Source organism: Paenibacillus endoradicis, from assembly GCF_024721975.1.
The window spans coordinates 370,068-389,469 of the sequence record NZ_JANQBB010000003.1; the positions used below are offsets into that span (position 1 = coordinate 370,068).

14 protein-coding genes are annotated in these 19,402 nt (G+C 38.6%); 13 read left to right on the forward strand and 1 reads right to left on the reverse strand.

Features of this window, described 5'->3' with window-relative positions; translation table 11 throughout:
- Window positions 1-450 precede the first annotated feature (450 nt).
- The 10 genes from NV377_RS11980 (at window position 451) to NV377_RS12025 (ending at window position 15,665) form a co-directional block, all read left to right on the forward strand.
- Window positions 451-1,725, forward strand: coding sequence for an ABC transporter substrate-binding protein (locus NV377_RS11980; RefSeq protein ID WP_258199164.1), 1,275 nt, complete (start codon window positions 451-453; stop codon window positions 1,723-1,725).
- A gap of 104 nt (window positions 1,726-1,829) precedes the next feature.
- Window positions 1,830-2,729, forward strand: coding sequence for a carbohydrate ABC transporter permease (locus NV377_RS11985; protein ID WP_258199165.1), 900 nt, complete (start codon window positions 1,830-1,832; stop codon window positions 2,727-2,729).
- On the forward strand, window positions 2,730-3,560 hold the full coding sequence (locus NV377_RS11990; protein WP_258199166.1) for a carbohydrate ABC transporter permease: 831 nt from the start codon (window positions 2,730-2,732) through the stop codon (window positions 3,558-3,560).
- A gap of 34 nt (window positions 3,561-3,594) precedes the next feature.
- A complete protein-coding gene (locus NV377_RS11995; protein WP_258199167.1) occupies window positions 3,595-5,346 on the forward strand; it encodes a family 43 glycosylhydrolase in 1,752 nt (583 codons plus the stop codon).
- A gap of 24 nt (window positions 5,347-5,370) precedes the next feature.
- A complete protein-coding gene (locus tag NV377_RS12000; protein WP_258199168.1) occupies window positions 5,371-6,666 on the forward strand; it encodes an ABC transporter substrate-binding protein in 1,296 nt (431 codons plus the stop codon).
- 7 nt (window positions 6,667-6,673) lie between these two features.
- Complete coding sequence (locus tag NV377_RS12005; protein ID WP_258199169.1) at window positions 6,674-8,479, forward strand: cache domain-containing sensor histidine kinase; 1,806 nt, start codon at window positions 6,674-6,676, stop codon at window positions 8,477-8,479.
- Window positions 8,480-8,489: 10 nt separating this feature from the next.
- On the forward strand, window positions 8,490-10,106 hold the full coding sequence (locus NV377_RS12010; RefSeq protein WP_258199170.1) for a response regulator: 1,617 nt from the start codon (window positions 8,490-8,492) through the stop codon (window positions 10,104-10,106).
- A 2-nt stretch (window positions 10,107-10,108) separates the two neighbouring features.
- Entirely contained in the window at window positions 10,109-11,860 is a 1,752-nt protein-coding gene (locus NV377_RS12015) for a glycoside hydrolase family 2 protein (protein WP_258199171.1), read from the forward strand.
- A 287-nt stretch (window positions 11,861-12,147) separates the two neighbouring features.
- Complete coding sequence (locus NV377_RS12020; RefSeq protein WP_258201412.1) at window positions 12,148-14,748, forward strand: LysM peptidoglycan-binding domain-containing protein; 2,601 nt, start codon at window positions 12,148-12,150, stop codon at window positions 14,746-14,748.
- A gap of 236 nt (window positions 14,749-14,984) precedes the next feature.
- The gene (locus tag NV377_RS12025) at window positions 14,985-15,665 is read left to right on the forward strand and encodes a BofC C-terminal domain-containing protein (protein ID WP_258199173.1); all 681 of its coding nucleotides are present in this window, start codon (window positions 14,985-14,987) and stop codon (window positions 15,663-15,665) included.
- A gap of 63 nt (window positions 15,666-15,728) precedes the next feature.
- On the opposite strand, the gene NV377_RS12030 is transcribed toward NV377_RS12025, so the two are convergent.
- On the reverse strand, window positions 15,729-16,298 hold the full coding sequence (locus tag NV377_RS12030; protein ID WP_258199174.1) for a hypothetical protein: 570 nt from the start codon (window positions 16,296-16,298) through the stop codon (window positions 15,729-15,731).
- A 376-nt stretch (window positions 16,299-16,674) separates the two neighbouring features.
- Between NV377_RS12030 and ruvC the strand changes: the two genes are divergently transcribed.
- Genes ruvC through ruvB form a run of 3 tightly spaced genes read left to right on the forward strand, consistent with a single transcriptional unit; the run spans window position 16,675 to window position 18,832 of the window.
- Window positions 16,675-17,175 carry a crossover junction endodeoxyribonuclease RuvC gene (gene ruvC / locus NV377_RS12035; protein ID WP_258199175.1) on the forward strand — a complete coding sequence of 167 codons (501 nt, stop codon included), beginning with the start codon at window positions 16,675-16,677 and terminating at the stop codon, window positions 17,173-17,175.
- Window positions 17,175-17,810: a Holliday junction branch migration protein RuvA gene (gene ruvA / locus NV377_RS12040; RefSeq protein ID WP_258199176.1), complete on the forward strand. Its 636-nt coding sequence runs from the start codon at window positions 17,175-17,177 to the stop codon at window positions 17,808-17,810. Before ruvC ends, ruvA begins: the two co-directional genes overlap by 1 nt.
- 20 nt (window positions 17,811-17,830) lie before the next feature.
- Window positions 17,831-18,832: a Holliday junction branch migration DNA helicase RuvB gene (ruvB, locus tag NV377_RS12045; protein ID WP_258199177.1), complete on the forward strand. Its 1,002-nt coding sequence runs from the start codon at window positions 17,831-17,833 to the stop codon at window positions 18,830-18,832.
- Window positions 18,833-19,402 lie beyond the last annotated feature (570 nt).

Genomic DNA, 19,402 nt, shown 5'->3' on the forward strand with positions numbered 1-19,402 from the left:
TCGGGGATTAACTTCGCTAGAGCCTTTATTTGTCGCCTCGTGCTAGACATTCTCCGCTCGTGTACTTGAACCGTACACGTTGCTGGGGTTCGTTACAAAGTGCTTGAGGATTGCATATTCGGGTGTTGAACTTTGGTAGAACTTTCATTTGAGACTTTGAGCTAAACATTCTTAGCTTTTGTACTCTAACCGTACACTTTTCTGTGGCATCATAAAAAAGACGATTTTTCATTCGGTTTGCGAATGAAAAATCGTCTTTTTTATTTGATTTCAGTCTGTTGGTGCTATATGTTGCCTCGTAAAATTTAATGAGAGGCAACATATTTATAACATTCTAAAGATATGTCCACATCATCTATAAATGTGACGCTTGTCGGGACTCATCTTCCGTTTATGATAGTAGCAAGGTTGTAACAACTACCGAATTAAACAAATAGGGGGATTAGTATAATGAAGAAAAAAGGGATGAAATGGTCTAGCTTACTACTACTTATTCTAATTGTTGCTATGATCGCAACAGGATGCAGCAGTAACTCAGGTGACAACAGTACTAACCAAAGTTCAGGAGGAACTGGTAAGAAAACAGAAATATTGTTTTGGTCACCGTTCTCTGGATCAGATGGACCTTTTATGAAAAAAATTGTTGATAAATACAACAGCTCACAGGATCAATACAAAGTAGATTTTGTAATTCATCCAAACGGTGAATATTACAAGCAAGTAGATATTGCACTAAGCTCAGCTAAAGATAAGCCAAGTCTTATGATTATGCACGTAGATAAGGTGCCAACATACGCTAGCAAAAATCAATTGCAAGCAATCGATGATTTAGCAGCAGAGGCGGGAATTGCCAAAGCAGATTTTGCAGTAGCTCCCGTTGAATACGGTACAATCGAGGATAAATGGTATACGATTCCTTTGGATATTCATCCATTAGTTATGTACTATAACAAAGATTTGTTCGAGCAAGCAGGAGTAACGACTGTTCCGACAAACCGTGCAGAGTTTGATGAAGCAATTACGAAGCTGACAGATGCTAGTAAGGGTGTCTACGGTTATGTAGTACCGACTCTTTGGCCACAACAATTTATTTTCCCAACATTAGTTTGGCAAAATGGTGGTCAGCTATGGGATGGTAATGATGTGGGCTTTAATTCACCTGAGGTGGTTGAAGTTGTTCAATATCTTCGCAACATGATTGAAGCAGGTACTTCTCCAGCTAACGTGCAACAAGATGGGGAAAACACATTGTTCCTTCAAGGTAAAAATGCTATTCAATTTAACGGCCCATGGATGAAATCACAATTTGATGAAGCGGGCTTAAATTATGGCGTTGCAACTGTTCCTCAATTAGGTAAAGCTGGACAAGCGGTATACGCTGGTTCACATGGATTCGTAGTTCCTCAAGGCATTACAGATGAAAAAGTTGTTGCAGGCGTAGGTGATTTCTTGAAATACGTTTCTTCTAACTCTATGGATTGGGCTGAATCTGGTCAAGCACTAGCTTCTATTCCGATGATTGAAAGTGTCGAGTTTAAAGCTCTTGAGTTCCAAAGCACAATTGCTTCTTCTTTCGAATATGTACAATTTAGTCCTAACGTAGTTAATTGGGATACCATTTCAGAGCCAATCTGGAGTGAATTGAACAACGCATTGCTTGGCAATAAAAGTGTTCAAGAAGCTATGGATGACGCAGTCAATAAATCTCATCAAGCGATGAAATAGGTCTAATTGAAGAGAAGATGGGATAGTGCAATACATGTCTCATCTTCTTTTTACAACCGTGTATGAAAAGAACTTAAGAGGCCGCAAGTGCAGGAAGGGGTAATATGATGAAAAGTAGTGTGGGTTCCCGCTTTACTTCGTTTTTGTTCGTCATTCCATATTTAATTGCTTTTAGTGTGTTTTTACTTTTCCCCATTTTATATGGAGTTTATTTAAGTCTACACAATTTTGAATTATTGTCCGCAGAACACGATTTTGTAGGATTGGCAAATTATATTGAGATTATCACACCAGGAACGTATGCCAATAGTGTGTTTTTTAGAGGCTTATGGGCAACTTTCCAGTTTGTAATTTACTCTGTGCCATTATTGATTTTTACAGGACTTGGGATGGCAATGCTAGTTAATGCATTACCTAGGAAAATTAGAGGGTTATTTAGAACAATATATTTCATGCCCTATGCATTATCCGCATCAGTTATGGCGGTCATATGGTTAATGATGTTCGATACGAATGCTGGATTTTTAAATAGCTTACTTCAAAAATCGGGAATTTTGGGAATTCCATGGCTAACAGCCACACCTTGGGCATGGATCGCTCTTATTATAACTACTTTATGGTGGACGATCGGATTTAACATGATTATTTTTATTAATGCACTTAATGAGGTGCCAGAAGATTATTATGAAGCAGCCTCGATCGATGGTGCGAATCAATGGCGGAAGTTTATTCATATAACGTTACCTACGATTAAGCCCGTTATGCTTTTTGTAATGATTACTTCGACGATAGCATCCTTTAATGTTTACGCACAGCCATTCCTTCTAACGAGAGGTGGACCTGGTGATTCGACTAAAGTATTGTTAATGAACGTACTGGATCAAGCATTTGCACGCAAGCAAATTGGTTCAGCTTCTGCAATGGCTATTATGATGGCACTACTAATAATAATTATATCCCTCGTACAAATGAAACTAACGATGGCTAAGAAAGGGGAGAAATAGATGATAGCTCGAAAAATTGGAGTTGTTTTGGTGGCATGCATAATCGGTATTGTTTTTATGATTCCATTAATATGGATGCTATCTACTGCATTTAAAAATGATTTTGAGGCACTTTCAGGACAAATGAATTTATTTCCGATTAATCCGACGATAGATAACTTTGTGCAAGGGATTCAAGGGGAATTTATGAATGTTCCTATCATGCGCTGGATCGGAAATTCATTGCTGGTTGGAGTTGTCGGAACCATTATTGTGCTACTTATTGATTCCATGGCAGCATACGGACTGGCAAGACTGAATGATATGCCGTTACGACGTATAATGCTACCTATCTTTATAGCATCACTGATGATTCCATCTGTCCTTACGTTTTTGCCTATGTATATGGAATTCAATGCGTTAGGCCTACTTAATACTTATCCAGCTTTAATACTTCCGGCTACAGCAGGAGCATTCGGTGTATTTCTACTTTATCAATTTTTTGTATCGTTTCCTAAGGAAATTGAAGAAGCTGCTCGGATTGATGGAGCGAATAAATGGCATATCTATGCTCGTATATTGCTACCATCGGCTACTTCAATTATGGTTACACTTGCTATTTTCACATTTATGGGGATTTATAATGATTTTGTTTGGCCACTATATGCAACATCTTCTCCAGAGATGCGAACCATTACAGCAGGTATTGCAATTATGGCAACAGGAAGCTACACACAAAGTTATGGCAAGTTGATGGCAATGACAACAATTGCTGCTCTACCCGTTATTATTATTTTTATAGTTGGTCAAAGATCGTTTGTTAAAGCAATTACTCAATCTGCGGTGAAATAAATAGGAAGTAAGATCATATTCATGGAGGATATGCATGAAAATTACTCGAAAACAAGGGATTACAGTAGTTGTATTTTTGCTAGCAGTGCTTATGTTAGGGGGATGGCTAATGTTTCGCTCGCCGATTAACGACGTACAAGTAAATGTTCCGTATAATGGACATGGGGGTACCTACAAAAACTTGTTAGTAAGTATGGATACACCGGATCCTAGCGTTGTTTATCATGATGGTTTTTACTATATGACTTTTACACATGATGGTGTTGATATAATGTTGCTCCGCTCAAAAACATTAGATTTTAGAGAAGCAGATCAAAAAATCGTATGGTATCCACCAGTTAATACGATGTATTCTGCGAATTTATGGGCACCCGAACTTCAGTTCATTCAAGGTAAATGGTATATTTATTTCGCGGCGGATAATGGTCAAAATGAAAACCATCGTATGTATGCACTTGAAGCGGTAACTGATGATCCGATGGGTGAATATAGATTTAAGGGGCAAGTAACTGACTCTACCGATAAATGGGCAATTGATGGTTTGGTGCTGGAACAAGAGGATCAATTGTATTTTGTTTGGTCTGGTTGGGAAGGCGATGAAAACATTGCTCAAAACACATATATAGCTCCTATGAGTAATCCTTATACAATTCATGGACCGAGAGTTATGATCAGTAAACCTGATCTTGCATGGGAACAAGCGGGAGGCCCACCTTTTATTAATGAAGGTCAGGCGATATTGAAAAAAGATGGTCAAATTCACATTGCTTATTCAGGCGCTGGGAGCTGGACACCAGATTATAGTATAGGTTTACTTACTTTAGAAAAAGGTGCTGATCCGTTAGACGCATCTAAGTGGAGTAAAGCAATAGAACCACTTATGACTCGGAATGATGAGGCTAGCGTGTATGGCCCAGGACATAATTCATTTGTAACATCACCTGATGGAAGTGAAACCTTTATTGTTTATCACGCAACAACGGCAATTAATGATGGTTGGAGCAACCGTCGTGCTCGTGCACAAAGAGTGGAATGGAATGAGCAAGGGCAACCAAGCTTTGGTTCACCGTTGTCGCTTTTGACGGCTATACCTGTACCTGAAGGTTCAGGTATATATAGAAGCGTAGATGCGATTGAGGAAGTTGATGGTTACCGATATACAGGCATTGTCACAATGGTAGATACTGTGCTTCCGATTTTATTCCATTACCAAAATGTAACTGGCGAGACCCGCTCATTAACGGTAGCATTAAATGGGCAGGAAGAGCAACAGCTTCTACTTGCTCCAACTTTAGCTGATGAAGTAGGATATGTGCACTTGCAATTGTCATTATTAGCAGGAGAGAAAGCGATTAGTTTGCAGGGAGAAGGAGTCAAGGAGCATATTTCTGCTATTGAAATTCCAAGATATGAGGCAGAATATGCTACTATTTTTGGGGATTCTGAGACTCAAGATAATCCGTTTGCGTCTAATGGCGGTACTCTATTTATTGCTGCAAGCAAGCAGAAGGCGGTCAGTTTTACTAATATAAAAGTTCCATCAGCTGGCGAATATGAACTGCGTTTTGCAATAGCTAATACAAGTGGACAGGAGCAAGAAATAGATATTACAATCAATGAAAACAAGAACCAACGTCTTACAATATCTAGCACGGAGCGTAATCAGTTTATACTAAATAGTATGATAGTTAAGTTAGTAGAGGGTGCTAATGTCCTTCATCTAGCAAACGCATCTGGTCAATTAGAAATTGATTATATTGACATTAGTGCGGCAACTAAACATTAAAGTATTTTTGTAGGGGGTTAAGCAATGACAAGCAGAATATGGAAGAAAAGGATTGTGCTATTAATTTGTCTTAGCCTCCTTTTAATAGTAACGAGCTGTTCTACTTCGAATCGTTCCGCCAATATACCCGATGACAACTTGCAAGTTATTCAGTTGGAATTTTGGACGCCCTTTAGCGGTGGGGATAATCGTTTTATGACTCAGCTTGTTAATTTGTTTAATGAAGAAAACAGTCAAATTCAAGTCATACAAGTTAATTCTCGATTAGATGATTATTACTCACGTTTGCGTACAACGATATTATCAGGCAGTGCACCCGATGTTGCCATTTTACATCAAACAAGCTTACCTCAATTTGTCCAAAATGGTTATATTGAAAATTTAGAGGAGCCTGCTAAAGCAGTCAGTTTAGACTGGAATACATTTAACGCTAATATTTTGGAGTCCACTGTCTATGATGAAGTTCCTTATGCTGTGCCTCTAGATACCCACACTTTAGTGCTCTATTATAATAAACATTACTTAGAGCAAGCAGGCTTGTTAGATGCTCAAGGTGAGCCATTGCTGAATAGCGGGCAATCTTTAGAATCTTTTTTGAAAGTGTTAAAACAAAAATTACCACCATCGATTGCTCCTTTGGCACAGCCAGGAACTAGAATTGATTCCGTGTGGCTGTGGTGGAGTCTATACAATCAAATAGATGGTGGAGGAGCGTTTTATAATAATGATCAAACCGAAGCAGTTATTAACAATGATAAAGCACTAAAGGCTCTTCAATACGTTCATCGACTCTATAATGATGGTATTATTCCACCTAATATTAACGATGCTTTCAAAATGTTTTATGATGGCCAGGCTGCTGTTCTTATTACAGGAGTATGGGGAACAGGGGCGTTTGAAGAAGCGGAAAAATTGGATTTTGGAGTGATCCCACTCCCGGTTGTATTTGATCATGAGGCAGTCTGGGGCGATTCTCATACGTTAGTTATACCGACTAAGCACGGTATGACGAATGAAAAAAGAAATGCTGCTTTGTATTTCATGAAATGGCTTGTAGAGCATGGAGCTAAGTGGGCGGAAGCGGGGCATGTACCAAGTAAGACCTCTGTTGTGGAAAGTCCCGAATATGAAGTTCTGCCTTTCCGTAGTGATTACGCTGCGACGGCAAACTATGTAGCTTATTGGCCAAGACATGTGATGCAATGGCCGATTGTTGAAATTCTTATTCAAGAGTTTGAAAAGATGAACTACGGACAACAGACACCAGAAGAGACACTGAGACAAACGCAGATCAAAATAAATGATGAATTAAAGGAATAAATTGACGATGAGAACGAGATTGAGAAAAGTAATTGAATGGATTAAAAATAAAGAGCTAGCAAAAAAACTAGTAATGATTTACTTTGTTCTCATTGTCGTTCCGTTAAGTATTATGATTTATTTCACGTTAACCATTTTTGCCGATAAGCTTGAGCAAAAGGTCGGAGATTATCAATTACAAACGTTGAAACAGCTTACATTACGTATGGATGCGTATATGGAGGAGTTAGATCGTCTTACCTTGATGCCTTACCAATATGAAGATATTATTACGTTTTTGAACAGTAAGCGTGAGCATAACCAGCCGTTAACCTTACAGGAAATTAAAGATCTAAATAGCTTTGTTACGCAAGTATTTCTGAACGGAAGAATTGACATTGTGGGAGTGTCCTTGTATGGGGAGTATGGTGCCTCGTATGTTGTATTGCCTGAAAGTCAATATGTTACTAGTTATAGTATGGATGATAATGTGACTTGGCTACAGCAAGAGAGTTCGGGGGATGGTCGCTCTATTTTCGCTGCTACTCATAATATTGAAACGGTAAACGGAATTCAATATCCTGTGTTTTCGATTGCAAGGGAGCTAAGAGTATTCGATTCAGGGAAAAAGCTAGGTTATATTGTTATTGATGTTAACCCGAAATTTATACAGCAGATATTGTCTGAGGTTACATTGGGCGATCGTGAGGAAATATTTGTTACAACGACGGAAGAAGAGTTAGTTGCAGTCAAGCAGAAGGATACGATGCTGGGGGAATTATCAGGACTTTGGCAGCTTGAGGAACTAGAGGGTGTGACCCATGCCGATTTAGAAGGGGAGCGACAACAGATTGCTTATGTCACTTCGAGTATTACAAATTGGAAAACAGTGGGGATCGTTCCTGTAACAGAACTGACGAAGGAAACAGTCTTAATTAGAAATACGCTACTCATTATCGGAGCGGCATGCGTTGTATTGGCTATTTTATTTTCAACATTTCTAGCTTATCGCATTACAGAGCCTTTACGGAGCTTATCAAAGCTTATGAGAAAAGTAGAACGTGGTGATCTGCTTGTGACATTTCCTGTTAAGCAATGGGATGAGGTTGGTCATTTAGGTCATACCTTTAATATGATGGTTTCGCGATTAAGTGAGCTAGGTTATTTGCTATATGAAACAGAGATTCGTGAGAAAGACGCACAAATTACTGCTTTACAAAGTAAAATAAACCCTCATTTTTTGTACAATACATTAGGCTCAATTAGTATGTATGCTGAAATTAAAGGCAATCGAGAGGTTGTTACGATGACCAACACATTGAGCAGGTTGTTACGATACAGTCTCAACGGAAGAAAAGAATGGGTAAGTTTACATGATGAATTGAATCATGTGAAGGGCTATATGACAATCCAGCAAATGAGATATGAGGATCGGATTACATTTCAGCTTGATGTAGATGACGAGCTTATGGATTGTGAAGTTATTCCGTTAATTATCCAGCCAATTGTGGAAAATGCAATTAATCATGGTATAGATCGAGGTAAAGGTTATGGAGCAATAAACCTAATATGTCGTAGAGATCACAATAAATTAGTTGTCACCGTTACAGATGATGGAATTGGTATTTTGGAAGAGGAGCTTTCGAGGCTGCAATGGAAGCTAAAGCATTCTAAAGATATTGGCGGGAGCTTTGGCAATGGCTTACTTAATGTGCATCGTAGAATTGTACTGCATTACGGCGAAACATACGGTTTAGTTTTACAAAATATAGAACCATCAGGATTGAAAGTTACGATATCCTTGCCTATTACAACTAAGAAAATATCACAGTAGGAGGGATTCTATGCCTAGTATTCTCATTGTAGACGATGAAACAATTTTTCGTACCGGTATAAAAAAAATGATTCAGGAATTAGATAAAGATTGGGAAATCGTTGGAGAAGCAAGGGATGGCATCGAGGCGCTTGAGCAAGTAGACAAACTGCAGCCAGATGCGATTTTAACAGACATTAGAATGCCTCGAATGGATGGCATACAACTGCAGCAACAAATGGCTAATCAATTCCCAACAGTATTGTGTGTTGTAATAAGTGGCTATGATGATTTTATGTATGTGCAACAATCGATGCGTCAAGGTGCAAAGGATTATATTATGAAGCCTATTGAACGCGACGAGCTCGATAGAAGCTTACTTATTATGAAAGAGAAAATTCAACAGCGTGCAGAAGCTTCGCAACAACTACATACAAAAAAGAGAGAGCAAATAACGAGAGCTCGAGAGCAGATTATAACGGGACTATTGTGCAGCAAACTTCAAGAAAAGGATTTTGATCAGCTTGCGAGTGATGGAATTGTATTTAAAGGAAAGTGGAATTCTTGTATCGTGCTGCAATTAGATAAGCCTTCAATAGCGGAGGAGAGATACAATCAAGCAGACCCGTCATTATTTATCCTTTATTTGCAACAGCTTGTGCAAGAAATACTAGATCGAAGGTTTACTGGTATATGCTGTTCACCGACGGCAACGGAGGTTGTTGTTATTGTTAACCATGAAGATTGTGAAGATGCCCAAAGAGAGATGAACGAGCTGGCAGAAAGTATTCGCAGGCAAGTTAATAGTTTGTCTAAGATGACCGTTACAATTGGTGTAGGTCGTACGTATGGCAAAGTCGAGGATATTGTGCAAAGTTATCAGGAAGCTCAACAAGCTTTTTTGCTGAGATTAATATTAGGTGATGATCAAGTTTATCAATACGAAGGCGAAACTCAGATAGGTATTGCTATACATGACTATAGCACTCTCTCCTTGGATAGCATAGAAAAGGCATTTCAAGACGGAAATACAGAGAAACTTTTCACTCAGGTGGAGCGATTTGTACATAAGCTTTGCCAGGACGCTAATTCACCGCAATACGTACAGCAACAAATATGCAAAATAATTATTCATTATTGTGAATGGGCTAACCAGCTAAGGCTAACAAAGCAATGGCTTGGAACTGATGATGTTCGTTCTATTCTTCTGCATATTTGTTCCATATCCACGAAAGATGAACTATCAAATGAATTAGGTAGATTGCTAGTCAAATTAATGCATACGGCAAATCTCAATCAAGCTCAGTTGGAGCCAGATCCCATTGAGAAAACCATTAGGTTTATTGAAAGTCATTTTTCGGAACAGCTAACATTAAAGAATGTTGCAGATACCGTATTTTTGAATTCAGCTTACTTCAGCAGTTTGTTTAAACAACGTACAGGAATTTCTTTCATAGATAAATTAAATGACGTTAGAATTTCAGAGGCAAAGAAACGAATGGCTTATTCTGATCAAAAGCTGGTCGTCATTGCGACGCAGACAGGATTTACAAGTATTAGACACTTTAATCGCGTATTTAAAAATGAGACGGGTATGTCACCAACTGAATATCGCGAAAAACATATGAGAAATGAGAAGGAGAAATGAAAATGACTACATACCGTATGGAATATCCTAGACCACAATATGTAAGAGAAGTATGGGTGAATTTGAATGGAGAATGGTCTTTCGAATTTGATGATGAGAATAGAGGGAGTAAGGAGCATTGGGAGTTGGGGGGACAAAAATTCACCCGAGAAATTCAAGTTCCGTTTGCTTATCAAAGTCAATTAAGTGGTATTGCTGATCCAGATTTTCATGATATTGTATGGTACAGCCGTTCACTAGAAATTCCAAAAGATTTTACTAATAAACGCATTATGCTTCATTTCGGTGCAGTGGATTATGAGGCAACGGTTTGGGTTAACGGTCATCAAGTGGCTTATCATGAAGGCGGACACACGCCTTTCCATGCAGATATTACTGATGTTTTGCAAGATAAAGATAATGTAGTCGTTGTAAAAGTTATTGATTTCAGTCATGACGTGACACTGCCTAGAGGAAAGCAATATTGGCTATCTGATTCAGCAAGTATATTTTATACTCGCACTACGGGAATTTGGCAGACTGTTTGGATGGAGGCCGTTTCTGAAGTTCATTTGTCTAAAGTGAAATTTACGCCCCATATTGATTCTAACGAGATAGAAATGGATTTCTTTGTAGATCGAATAGCTGCATGGAGTCAATTGGAATTGCAGGTAGATATTTCTTTTAATGGTGAAGCTATAGTATCGGATACATTTCAATTAAAACAGCAGCAATCCAAACGAAGAATTGGGCTACATGATTTTAATGATCATGGACTAGGTCGCTGGTGGTCCCCGGAGAATCCTAATTTATATGATGTTGCATTTACGCTTATGTTAGGTGGCAAAGTAGTTGATCAGACGACGAGCTACTTCGGAATGCGTAAAGTTTCTGTCGATAATGGCTTGTTATGCATTAATAACAGACCATATCAAATGAAATTAGTACTAGATCAAGGTTACTTCCCAGATGGAAACTTAACACCTCCAAGTGATGATGCCATAAAGCGTGATATTGAACTAACAAAGGAAATGGGCTTTAATGGCGCACGTAAGCACCAAAAAATTGAAGACCCTCGTTACTTATATTGGTGTGACCGCATGGGGCTCTTAGTATGGGGTGAGGCAGCAAATGCTTACCAATATTCTAATGAATATGTGCGTAAATTTACAAAGGAATGGCAAGAAGCGATGGATCGTGACTACAATCATCCTAGTTTAGTTGTCTGGGTACCTCTTAATGAAAGCTGGGGTGTGCCAAATATTAAAATAGATGCATTACAACAACAACATGCGATGTCTATGTATTATTTAACGAAATCACTTGATTCTACAAGACCTGTTATTTCTAATGATGGATGGGAAATGGTAGAAACTGATCTTTATAATATTCATGATTATGAATGGAGAGAAGAAGTGTTGCGAGCACGTTATGCGACTGTTGATTCAACTATTACTGCTAGACCTGCTAATCGAGATTTATCAGTGGGAGGTCATACTTATCGCAATCAGCCGATACTAGTAACGGAGTTCGGTGGAATTTCATATAAGAAGAGTGAATGGGAAGGCTGGGGCTATTCTGGTGCTAGTAACGATGAAGATTTCATTCAGAGACTTGAGGCAGTTATTAAGCCGATGCAAGATTCCAAGGTGGTTCAGGGTTATTGCTATACACAATTAACAGATGTAGAACAGGAAATAAATGGTTTATTAACTTATGACCGTCAACCTAAAGTTCCACTTGAGATGATTCGTGCTATTAATGAAAGTAAATAAATTACTGTAGAAAGGGTACTTCAGCAGCCATTCGTATTGGCTGCAGGAGTACCCTTTTTTTTTGTTTAGGTTCGATTTTTTATTAGAAGTCGGCTAATTATGTCAGCGAATACCCAAATTTATTACTATCAAGTTATAGGGAAGAAGTGCTTTTTCAGAGCTCATAAATTTTATTAGGTTTTTTTGTATGGAATTGTGGCGACTGCCTAGTTTCTGCATAGGATGTATAGACTGCATACGGAATAATGCCGTATTAAGATTACAACTGTGTATAGGAGGAATTTTTAGTGAGGATACACATCATTAAGCAAGATGATACATTATTTCATCTTGCTCAAAAATATCATGTCACTGTTGATGAATTGTTGAAGCAAAATTCGAATATTATTGATCCTTATAATCTAGAAATAGGATCTAAGCTTAGGATCCCATCTATGTCTTCAGAACTGGTGAGAAGTGATAGAAGTGGAGGGATGCAAATGGAAATTATACATCAACATGTCGTAACATCCGGCGATACTATGTGGAAATTATCGCAAGAATGGGGAGTATCACTAGCAGACCTAATTGCAGCTAACAAGCACATTCATAATCCAAATGTGTTGCAGGTTGGTGATGTCATTAATATTCCGAAAAAAGCTTCAATGGGAGCTTCGCACCAAGTTACAGCGCAAGCTACTTCAACAACACCTATTTTAACGACGCCAGAAGTTTCTGTAACATTACCTTCAGTTCCATCTCTTTTGCATCAGTTGTTGCCAGGTTTACAAATGCATACGGTAGTGTCGGGTGATACTCTGTATAAAATTTCCAAAAAATATGGTGTAGCATTAGATGACATTCTTGCACTTAACCCAAATATTACCAATCCAAATCAATTATCGATCGGCATGAAAGTATTAATTCCAAAAGGAGCAACGACTCCGTCTGAGATCCCTATTGTAGATATTACTACTAACCAGAAGTATATTGTACAATCAGGTGACTCCTTATGGAAACTTGCTAATAGTTGGAATATTCCACTGAAAGAACTTGTTGCGGCTAATAAACAACTTGCTAATCCGAATGTTTTGCAAGTAGGAGACGTCATTAATATACCGAAATCGTATTCCATAGATCTATCAGGTCAGATTCATGCACAACAAGTGACTGGAATGTCGCCAAATCACAAAGCTGCCAATCAACAAATGATTAATCCGAAAAAAGCAAACAATCAAATAATGCCTACCCAAGCAGTACCGAAGAAGCAAACAGCTCCGATTCAAATATCGCCTACAATTAAAGTCGCTCCAACAATTAATGTAACAAAAGCTGCCCCTATACAAAAAGTAGAAGCTACACAAGTGAAACCTACGGTAACTGCTAAAACAGTAGCTCCGATTAAGGTGAAAACAGAACCTGTAGCGAATGCAAAAGTAGAATCAGTGGTGACGAAGGTATCGCCAGTTGCAAACGCCAACGCAAAGGTAGAATCAGTGGTTACAAAGGTGTCCCCAGTTGCAAATGCCAATGCGAAAGTAGAATCAGTGGTAACGAAAGTATCGCCAGTTGCAAATGCCAATGCGAAAGTAGAATCAGTGGTAACGAAAGTATCACCAGTAGCTAATGCCAATGCGAACGCAAAAGTAGAATCAGTGGTAACGAAGGTATCACCAGTAGCTAATGCCAATGCGAACGCAAAAGTAGAATCAGTGGTGACGAAGGTATCACCAGTAGCTAATGCCAATGCGAACGCAAAAGTAGAATCAGTGGTGACGAAGGTATCACCAGTAGCTAATGCCAATGCGAACGCAAAAGTAGAATCAGTGGTGACGAAGGTATCACCAGTAGCTAATGCCAATGCGAATGCGAAAGTAGAATCAGTGGTAACGAAAGTATCACCAGTTGCAAATGCAAACGCAAATGCAAAAGTAGAATCAGTGATGACGAAGGTATCGCCAGTTGCAAATGCTAATGCAAAAGTAGAATCAGTGATGACGAAAGTATCACCAGTTGCAAATGCAAATGCAAATGCAAAAGTAGAATCAGTGATGACGAAAGTATCACCAATCGCTAATTCGAAAATCGAACCATATGCGACGAAGATGATGCCAATCGCTAATTCAAAAATCGAACCATATGCGACGAAGATGATGCCAATTGCTAATTCAAAAATCGAACCAATGGCAACGAAGATGATGCCAATTGCTAATTCAAAAATCGAACCAATGGCAACGAAGATGATGCCGATCGCTAATTCAAAAATCGAATCAATGGCAACGAAGATGATGCCGATCGCAAATTCGAAAATCGAACCATATGCGACAAAAATGGAGCCTGCAACAAAGATGATGCCGATCGCAAACAAAGGATATGCTGGATTTAAGCCGTTACCTGCGGACTTGGAACAGCATCCTTATTTCCCTAATGCAGAAATGTTGCATCAATACCAATCACCAAATTCAGGGAATCAAGCTAACATGGGTAAATTTAAGCCAATGATTAATTCAACTTATAAAGTTCCTGTATCTCCATATCCAGCATATGCACCAATGCAATATTACAATCCATGCGGATGCCCAACATATCCAAATCAGGGCAATTGGGGGTATGCTCAACCTATGAATTATGGGAATAATATGAATCCAAATGGCGGGACTTTAACAGCTCAATCAGCAATGTATCCTCCAATGAGTTATGGACCGAACGTACAAGGCTATACTAATCCTTGGAACACAGATTGTGGTTGTGGTGGAACTCCGCAACCTTATGTTGAGGGAGTAGCAAGCAAAGCAAGCAAGCTAGGTCCAGTAACAAAAGTTAAAAAAGTTGGTAAAAGAGTTAACATTCAAGCAGCAAAAAAAACACCGAAAAAACCTAAGGGTGGAAAGCCTTGGCTGAACGTATAATCTCACCTTGGAATAGGTAGTTCAAAATTCATTGCCGGTGATCACGAAGCAGTGCTTTATAGCATAGTCGGCATCGGTTATGTTAGTCATCGGTTTAGTACAAAACAAGAAACTTAGTTCACGATTATGAATCGTTGAACTAAGTTTTTTGTTTTGTGGGGAAAGTTAGAAAAAGAGAGACTAAAAAAATATTTTATGCCAACACTATACATTATGATTTACCAGGAGGAGACAACATGAGATTTACTTCGATGTGGAAACGGATAAAGCGAAAGCTCAAGCAAAATCGAAGCATGCGTAGAAAACTATTTCTTGCATTGCAACTGAAAACTTTGCTAAGTAGTGTAGTAATACTTTATATAATTACGATGACTTTAGGAATGGATCATGCACAAGCACAGCAAAACTACATTTCTAATTATGAAATTGATGATCTGTCTACTTGGCTGCATGGCGATAAGAAAATCCACACGATTTTACATCGTGTCTATGTATGCGGAGAAGAAATTGAACAATTGGATGAACTTAATTATGAAGAAGTGGTCATCATCGCTGAGCAGAATCCTAATTGGGAGCTGACGGTAGATCAATCATACACACTAATTCGTTTTGTAGAGCAAATCGATGATTTATCTCCTTATTGTAAAAAGAATGCATTCTTCGGAATGAGTAATGAAGGAGAATTTTCGCTTTTCGATGGACAACCTTCTCAAGATAAGGTGATGAAAACATTTTTTCAATTAAATGTACCTTATTTAGAAAGTAGTTTACCTGAACAAGAGTGGGAGCAGTTAATGAATGGGATCAGAGTAAGTGATATAGAGGAATACGACAGTGTGTTATCTACTTATAGTGAGTATAGTATTGATCGTTATGAACCGAATACAAATGTGATGTCGGACTCTATAGTACAATAGTTAAAATTAGCGGATACTTCTGGTATCCGCTAATTTTTTAAACATTAAGTATATTCTCCAACGTTATTTAATTATTTCTATAATCTTTGTTTTAAGATCGTTAACATTATATACGTTCATATCATTGTACAATTGTAGATTTACAGTGTCTTTTTCTGAAATTGAGTACAGAGATTGAGCTCCCCATGAATATCCTGCTTCATTTGAAAAAATTAATATTTCTTGACCTACTTGAAGTTGACCATCTCCACTTATATACGTTTTGTTATTGATTGTTCCGCCATCTTCCATGTAAACTATGATTTCATTTTTTTGTGTGTTTTTAATTGGAACAGTAACTTTAATTTCTACCTTAGTGACTGCAAACTCAAAATATTTTCCTTCACTCTTTATATTGACCTCTAAATCAGTGGAATAAGGAACCTTTATTAATTTCGACTGACCACGTTTAATAACAATACCTTGAAAGATTTTATCTGCTTCAATCGATAATTCTTCTAAAGACATTGCAGGATATGAAGCATCCGAGTTAACTACTGTGAAAGTACTTGAAGATAAAATTTTGGATGTAAGTAAACCTAATATTATCAATAAAGCCAACACAAAAACAGTAAATATTACTTTTTTTCGCAAAGTGAATCACCCCTTTACAAAATTGTACAAACGATATTTTATTAAAAACGAGTCGTTTTCCCGTTTCAAGCAGATTAATCCTAAAAATATTTCACCATATTATGGTTATGTTTATCTTTTTTTGTTATGTGTATTTACTATTCCTTTTCGATTTGAAACTGACTTTAACGTAAAAGAACTGCTTGCTTAGCTCACAATGTTCGGTTGTTTTATTTAAAAATTTATTTTTTGATCAGCTTACACCTCTAAACTGAAACATTTGTTCTCATAGTAACTAACATTTGCTATAATGTACGTTAGACAAGCTTTAAACAGAAATGATAGTATTAATATTTACTGGTATAGAATTGTCTAGCAGATTATTAGAGGTGATGGAATGCGTGTGCTAGGAATTGATCCAGGGATTGCAATCGTTGGTTTTGGATTTGTCGATAAAGAAGGTCATAAATTGACACCAGTTCAATATGGTGCTATTCAGACAGAAGCCCATACTCCACAAGAAGACCGATTGTTACAAGTATATGAATCAGCAGGCGCTTTGATGGATAAGTATAAGCCTGATAGTGTTGCCATAGAGAAGCTGTTTTTTAATCGAAATGTTACAACCGCTTTTGCGGTTGGCGAGGCTAGAGGTGTCATTATATTAGCAGCTGCACAACGAGGATTACCTATTGCTGAATATACACCATTGCAAGTTAAACAGGCAGTAGTTGGTTACGGTAAGGCTGAGAAGAGACAGGTTCAAGAGATGGTGAAGATGTTCTTGAAACTAAGTAGCGTTCCTAAGCCAGATGATGTTGCAGATGCATTGGCTGTTGCAATCTGTCATGCTCATTCTGCAGTTTTAACACAAAAAATTAAAGAGGTGAAGCACTAATGATCGATTATCTTAAAGGTCAAGTTGCTTTTATTGAAGCAGATTATGCAGTAATTGAGGTAAATGATATTGGTTATCGTGTGTTTTCGCCAAATCCATATGCACTTCAAGCGATGCCACAGCCAGTAACTGTACATATTCATTATCATGCTCGTGAAGATGCTACATTACTTTTCGGTTTTGAGTCTAGACAGCAAAAGGCATTATTCCGTAAATTTCTAGATGTGTCGGGAATTGGACCAAAAGTAGCGCTTGGCATGTTATCAGCTGGAAAACCTGAGCAATTGGTAGCTGCTATTCAGCAAGATAATCTTACTTATCTTACGAAACTACCAGGGATCGGGAAGAAAACTGCACAACGAATTGTACTTGACTTGAAGGATAAGTTAGATGGGATTGGAATCGATCTGCATGGTGGAGTACTTAGTAGCTTTACTTTACAATATGAGGACGCTCCTAATGAACCAATTGCTGAAGGTCGAGCTTGGAAAGAAGCGAAGGATGGTTTGAAAGCGCTAGGTTACACAGAGACGGAACTAGACCGTGCTTGGCAAGTGCTACAGCATGAAGTTAATGCGGACGAACAAGTAGATCAGCTAATGAAAAAGGCGCTACAACAGCTATTTAAAGGATAACGGAAAGGAGTCAAGCTGAAATGGATGATCGAATCATATCCGCCAATCTTATGATGGAAGAACAAGCGGTGGAGCTTAGCTTGCGTCCTCGTTATTTAAATGAATATATCGGACAATCAAAAGCAAAAGAAACATTAAGTATTTATATTGAAGCAGCTAAGCTACGTAAGGAAGCATTGGATCATGTTCTGTTATATGGACCCCCAGGATTAGGTAAAACGACACTATCGAATATTATCGCCAATGAGCTTGGCGTTAGCTTACGTACAACTTCTGGGCCTGCAATAGAGCGTCCAGGAGATCTTGCAGCACTACTTACCAATTTACAAGAAGGTGATGTATTATTTATTGATGAAATTCATCGGTTACATCGTACTGTAGAAGAAGTATTGTATCCTGCGATGGAAGATTTTGCACTTGATATTATGATAGGTAAAGGTCCAAGTGCCCGATCTGTTCGTCTAGATTTGCCACCGTTCACACTAATTGGTGCTACAACTAGAGCAGGACAGCTTTCTGCACCATTAAGGGATCGATTTGGTGTAGTAAGTCGTCTAGAATATTATAATGTAGATGAACTAGCATTTATCGTATCGCGTGCTGCTGAAATCCTTAATGTAGATATTGTAGGCGAAGCATCTCATGAAATTGCACTGCGTTCTAGAGGAACACCTCGTATTGCTAATCGACTGTTGAAGCGTGTTCGTGATTTCGCTCAAGTACGTGGTGATGGAATCATTACACATGACATTGCAAATTCAGCGCTTGAATTGTTACAAGTAGATCCTATGGGATTAGATCATATTGATCATAAAATGCTACATGCGATGATTTCCAATTTCTCAGGGCGTCCAGTAGGATTGGATACCATCGCAGCTACTATTGGGGAAGAATCGATTACAATTGAAGATGTATATGAGCCTTATTTAATGCAGATCGGATTTTTACAACGCACGCCTCGCGGGAGGGTTGCGACTAATCAAGCATACAATCATCTGGGACTCCCCATCCCGGAGAGGTAGTTCGAAATCGTGGACTGTGATCACGATGAACAGCTTCGTAGTTGATTCGGCGGCGAATATGCCCTCCATCGAAAGCCTGCGTGTGCTCACGTACACAATACGTACGCTGTGCTACTCGTTTCCGCTGGAGTGCATCTTCTTGGTGCTGACAGCCCACGATTTTGAACTTTCATTATAAGCTTCGTGCTAAACATTCTCCACTCGTGTACTTGAACCGTACACGTTGCTGGGTAAGGCTATGGGGATGTTAAAGGATTTTCGCTCGTGTACTTGAACCGTACACGTCACTGAGTAAGGCTATGGGGATGTTAAAGGACTTTCCGCTCGTGTACTTGAACCCTACACGTCACTGAGTAAGGCTATGAGGATGCTAAAGGACTTTCCACTCGTGAACTTGAACCGTACACGTCACTGGGTAAGGCTATGGGGATGTTAAAGGGCTTTCCGCTCGTGTACTTGAACCGTACACGTCACTGAGTAAGGCTATGGGGTTCTGCTCGTGTACTTGAATCGTACACGTTGCTGGATATCGATATTGGGTTGAATGCTTTAATTTCAAATCTTCATTGG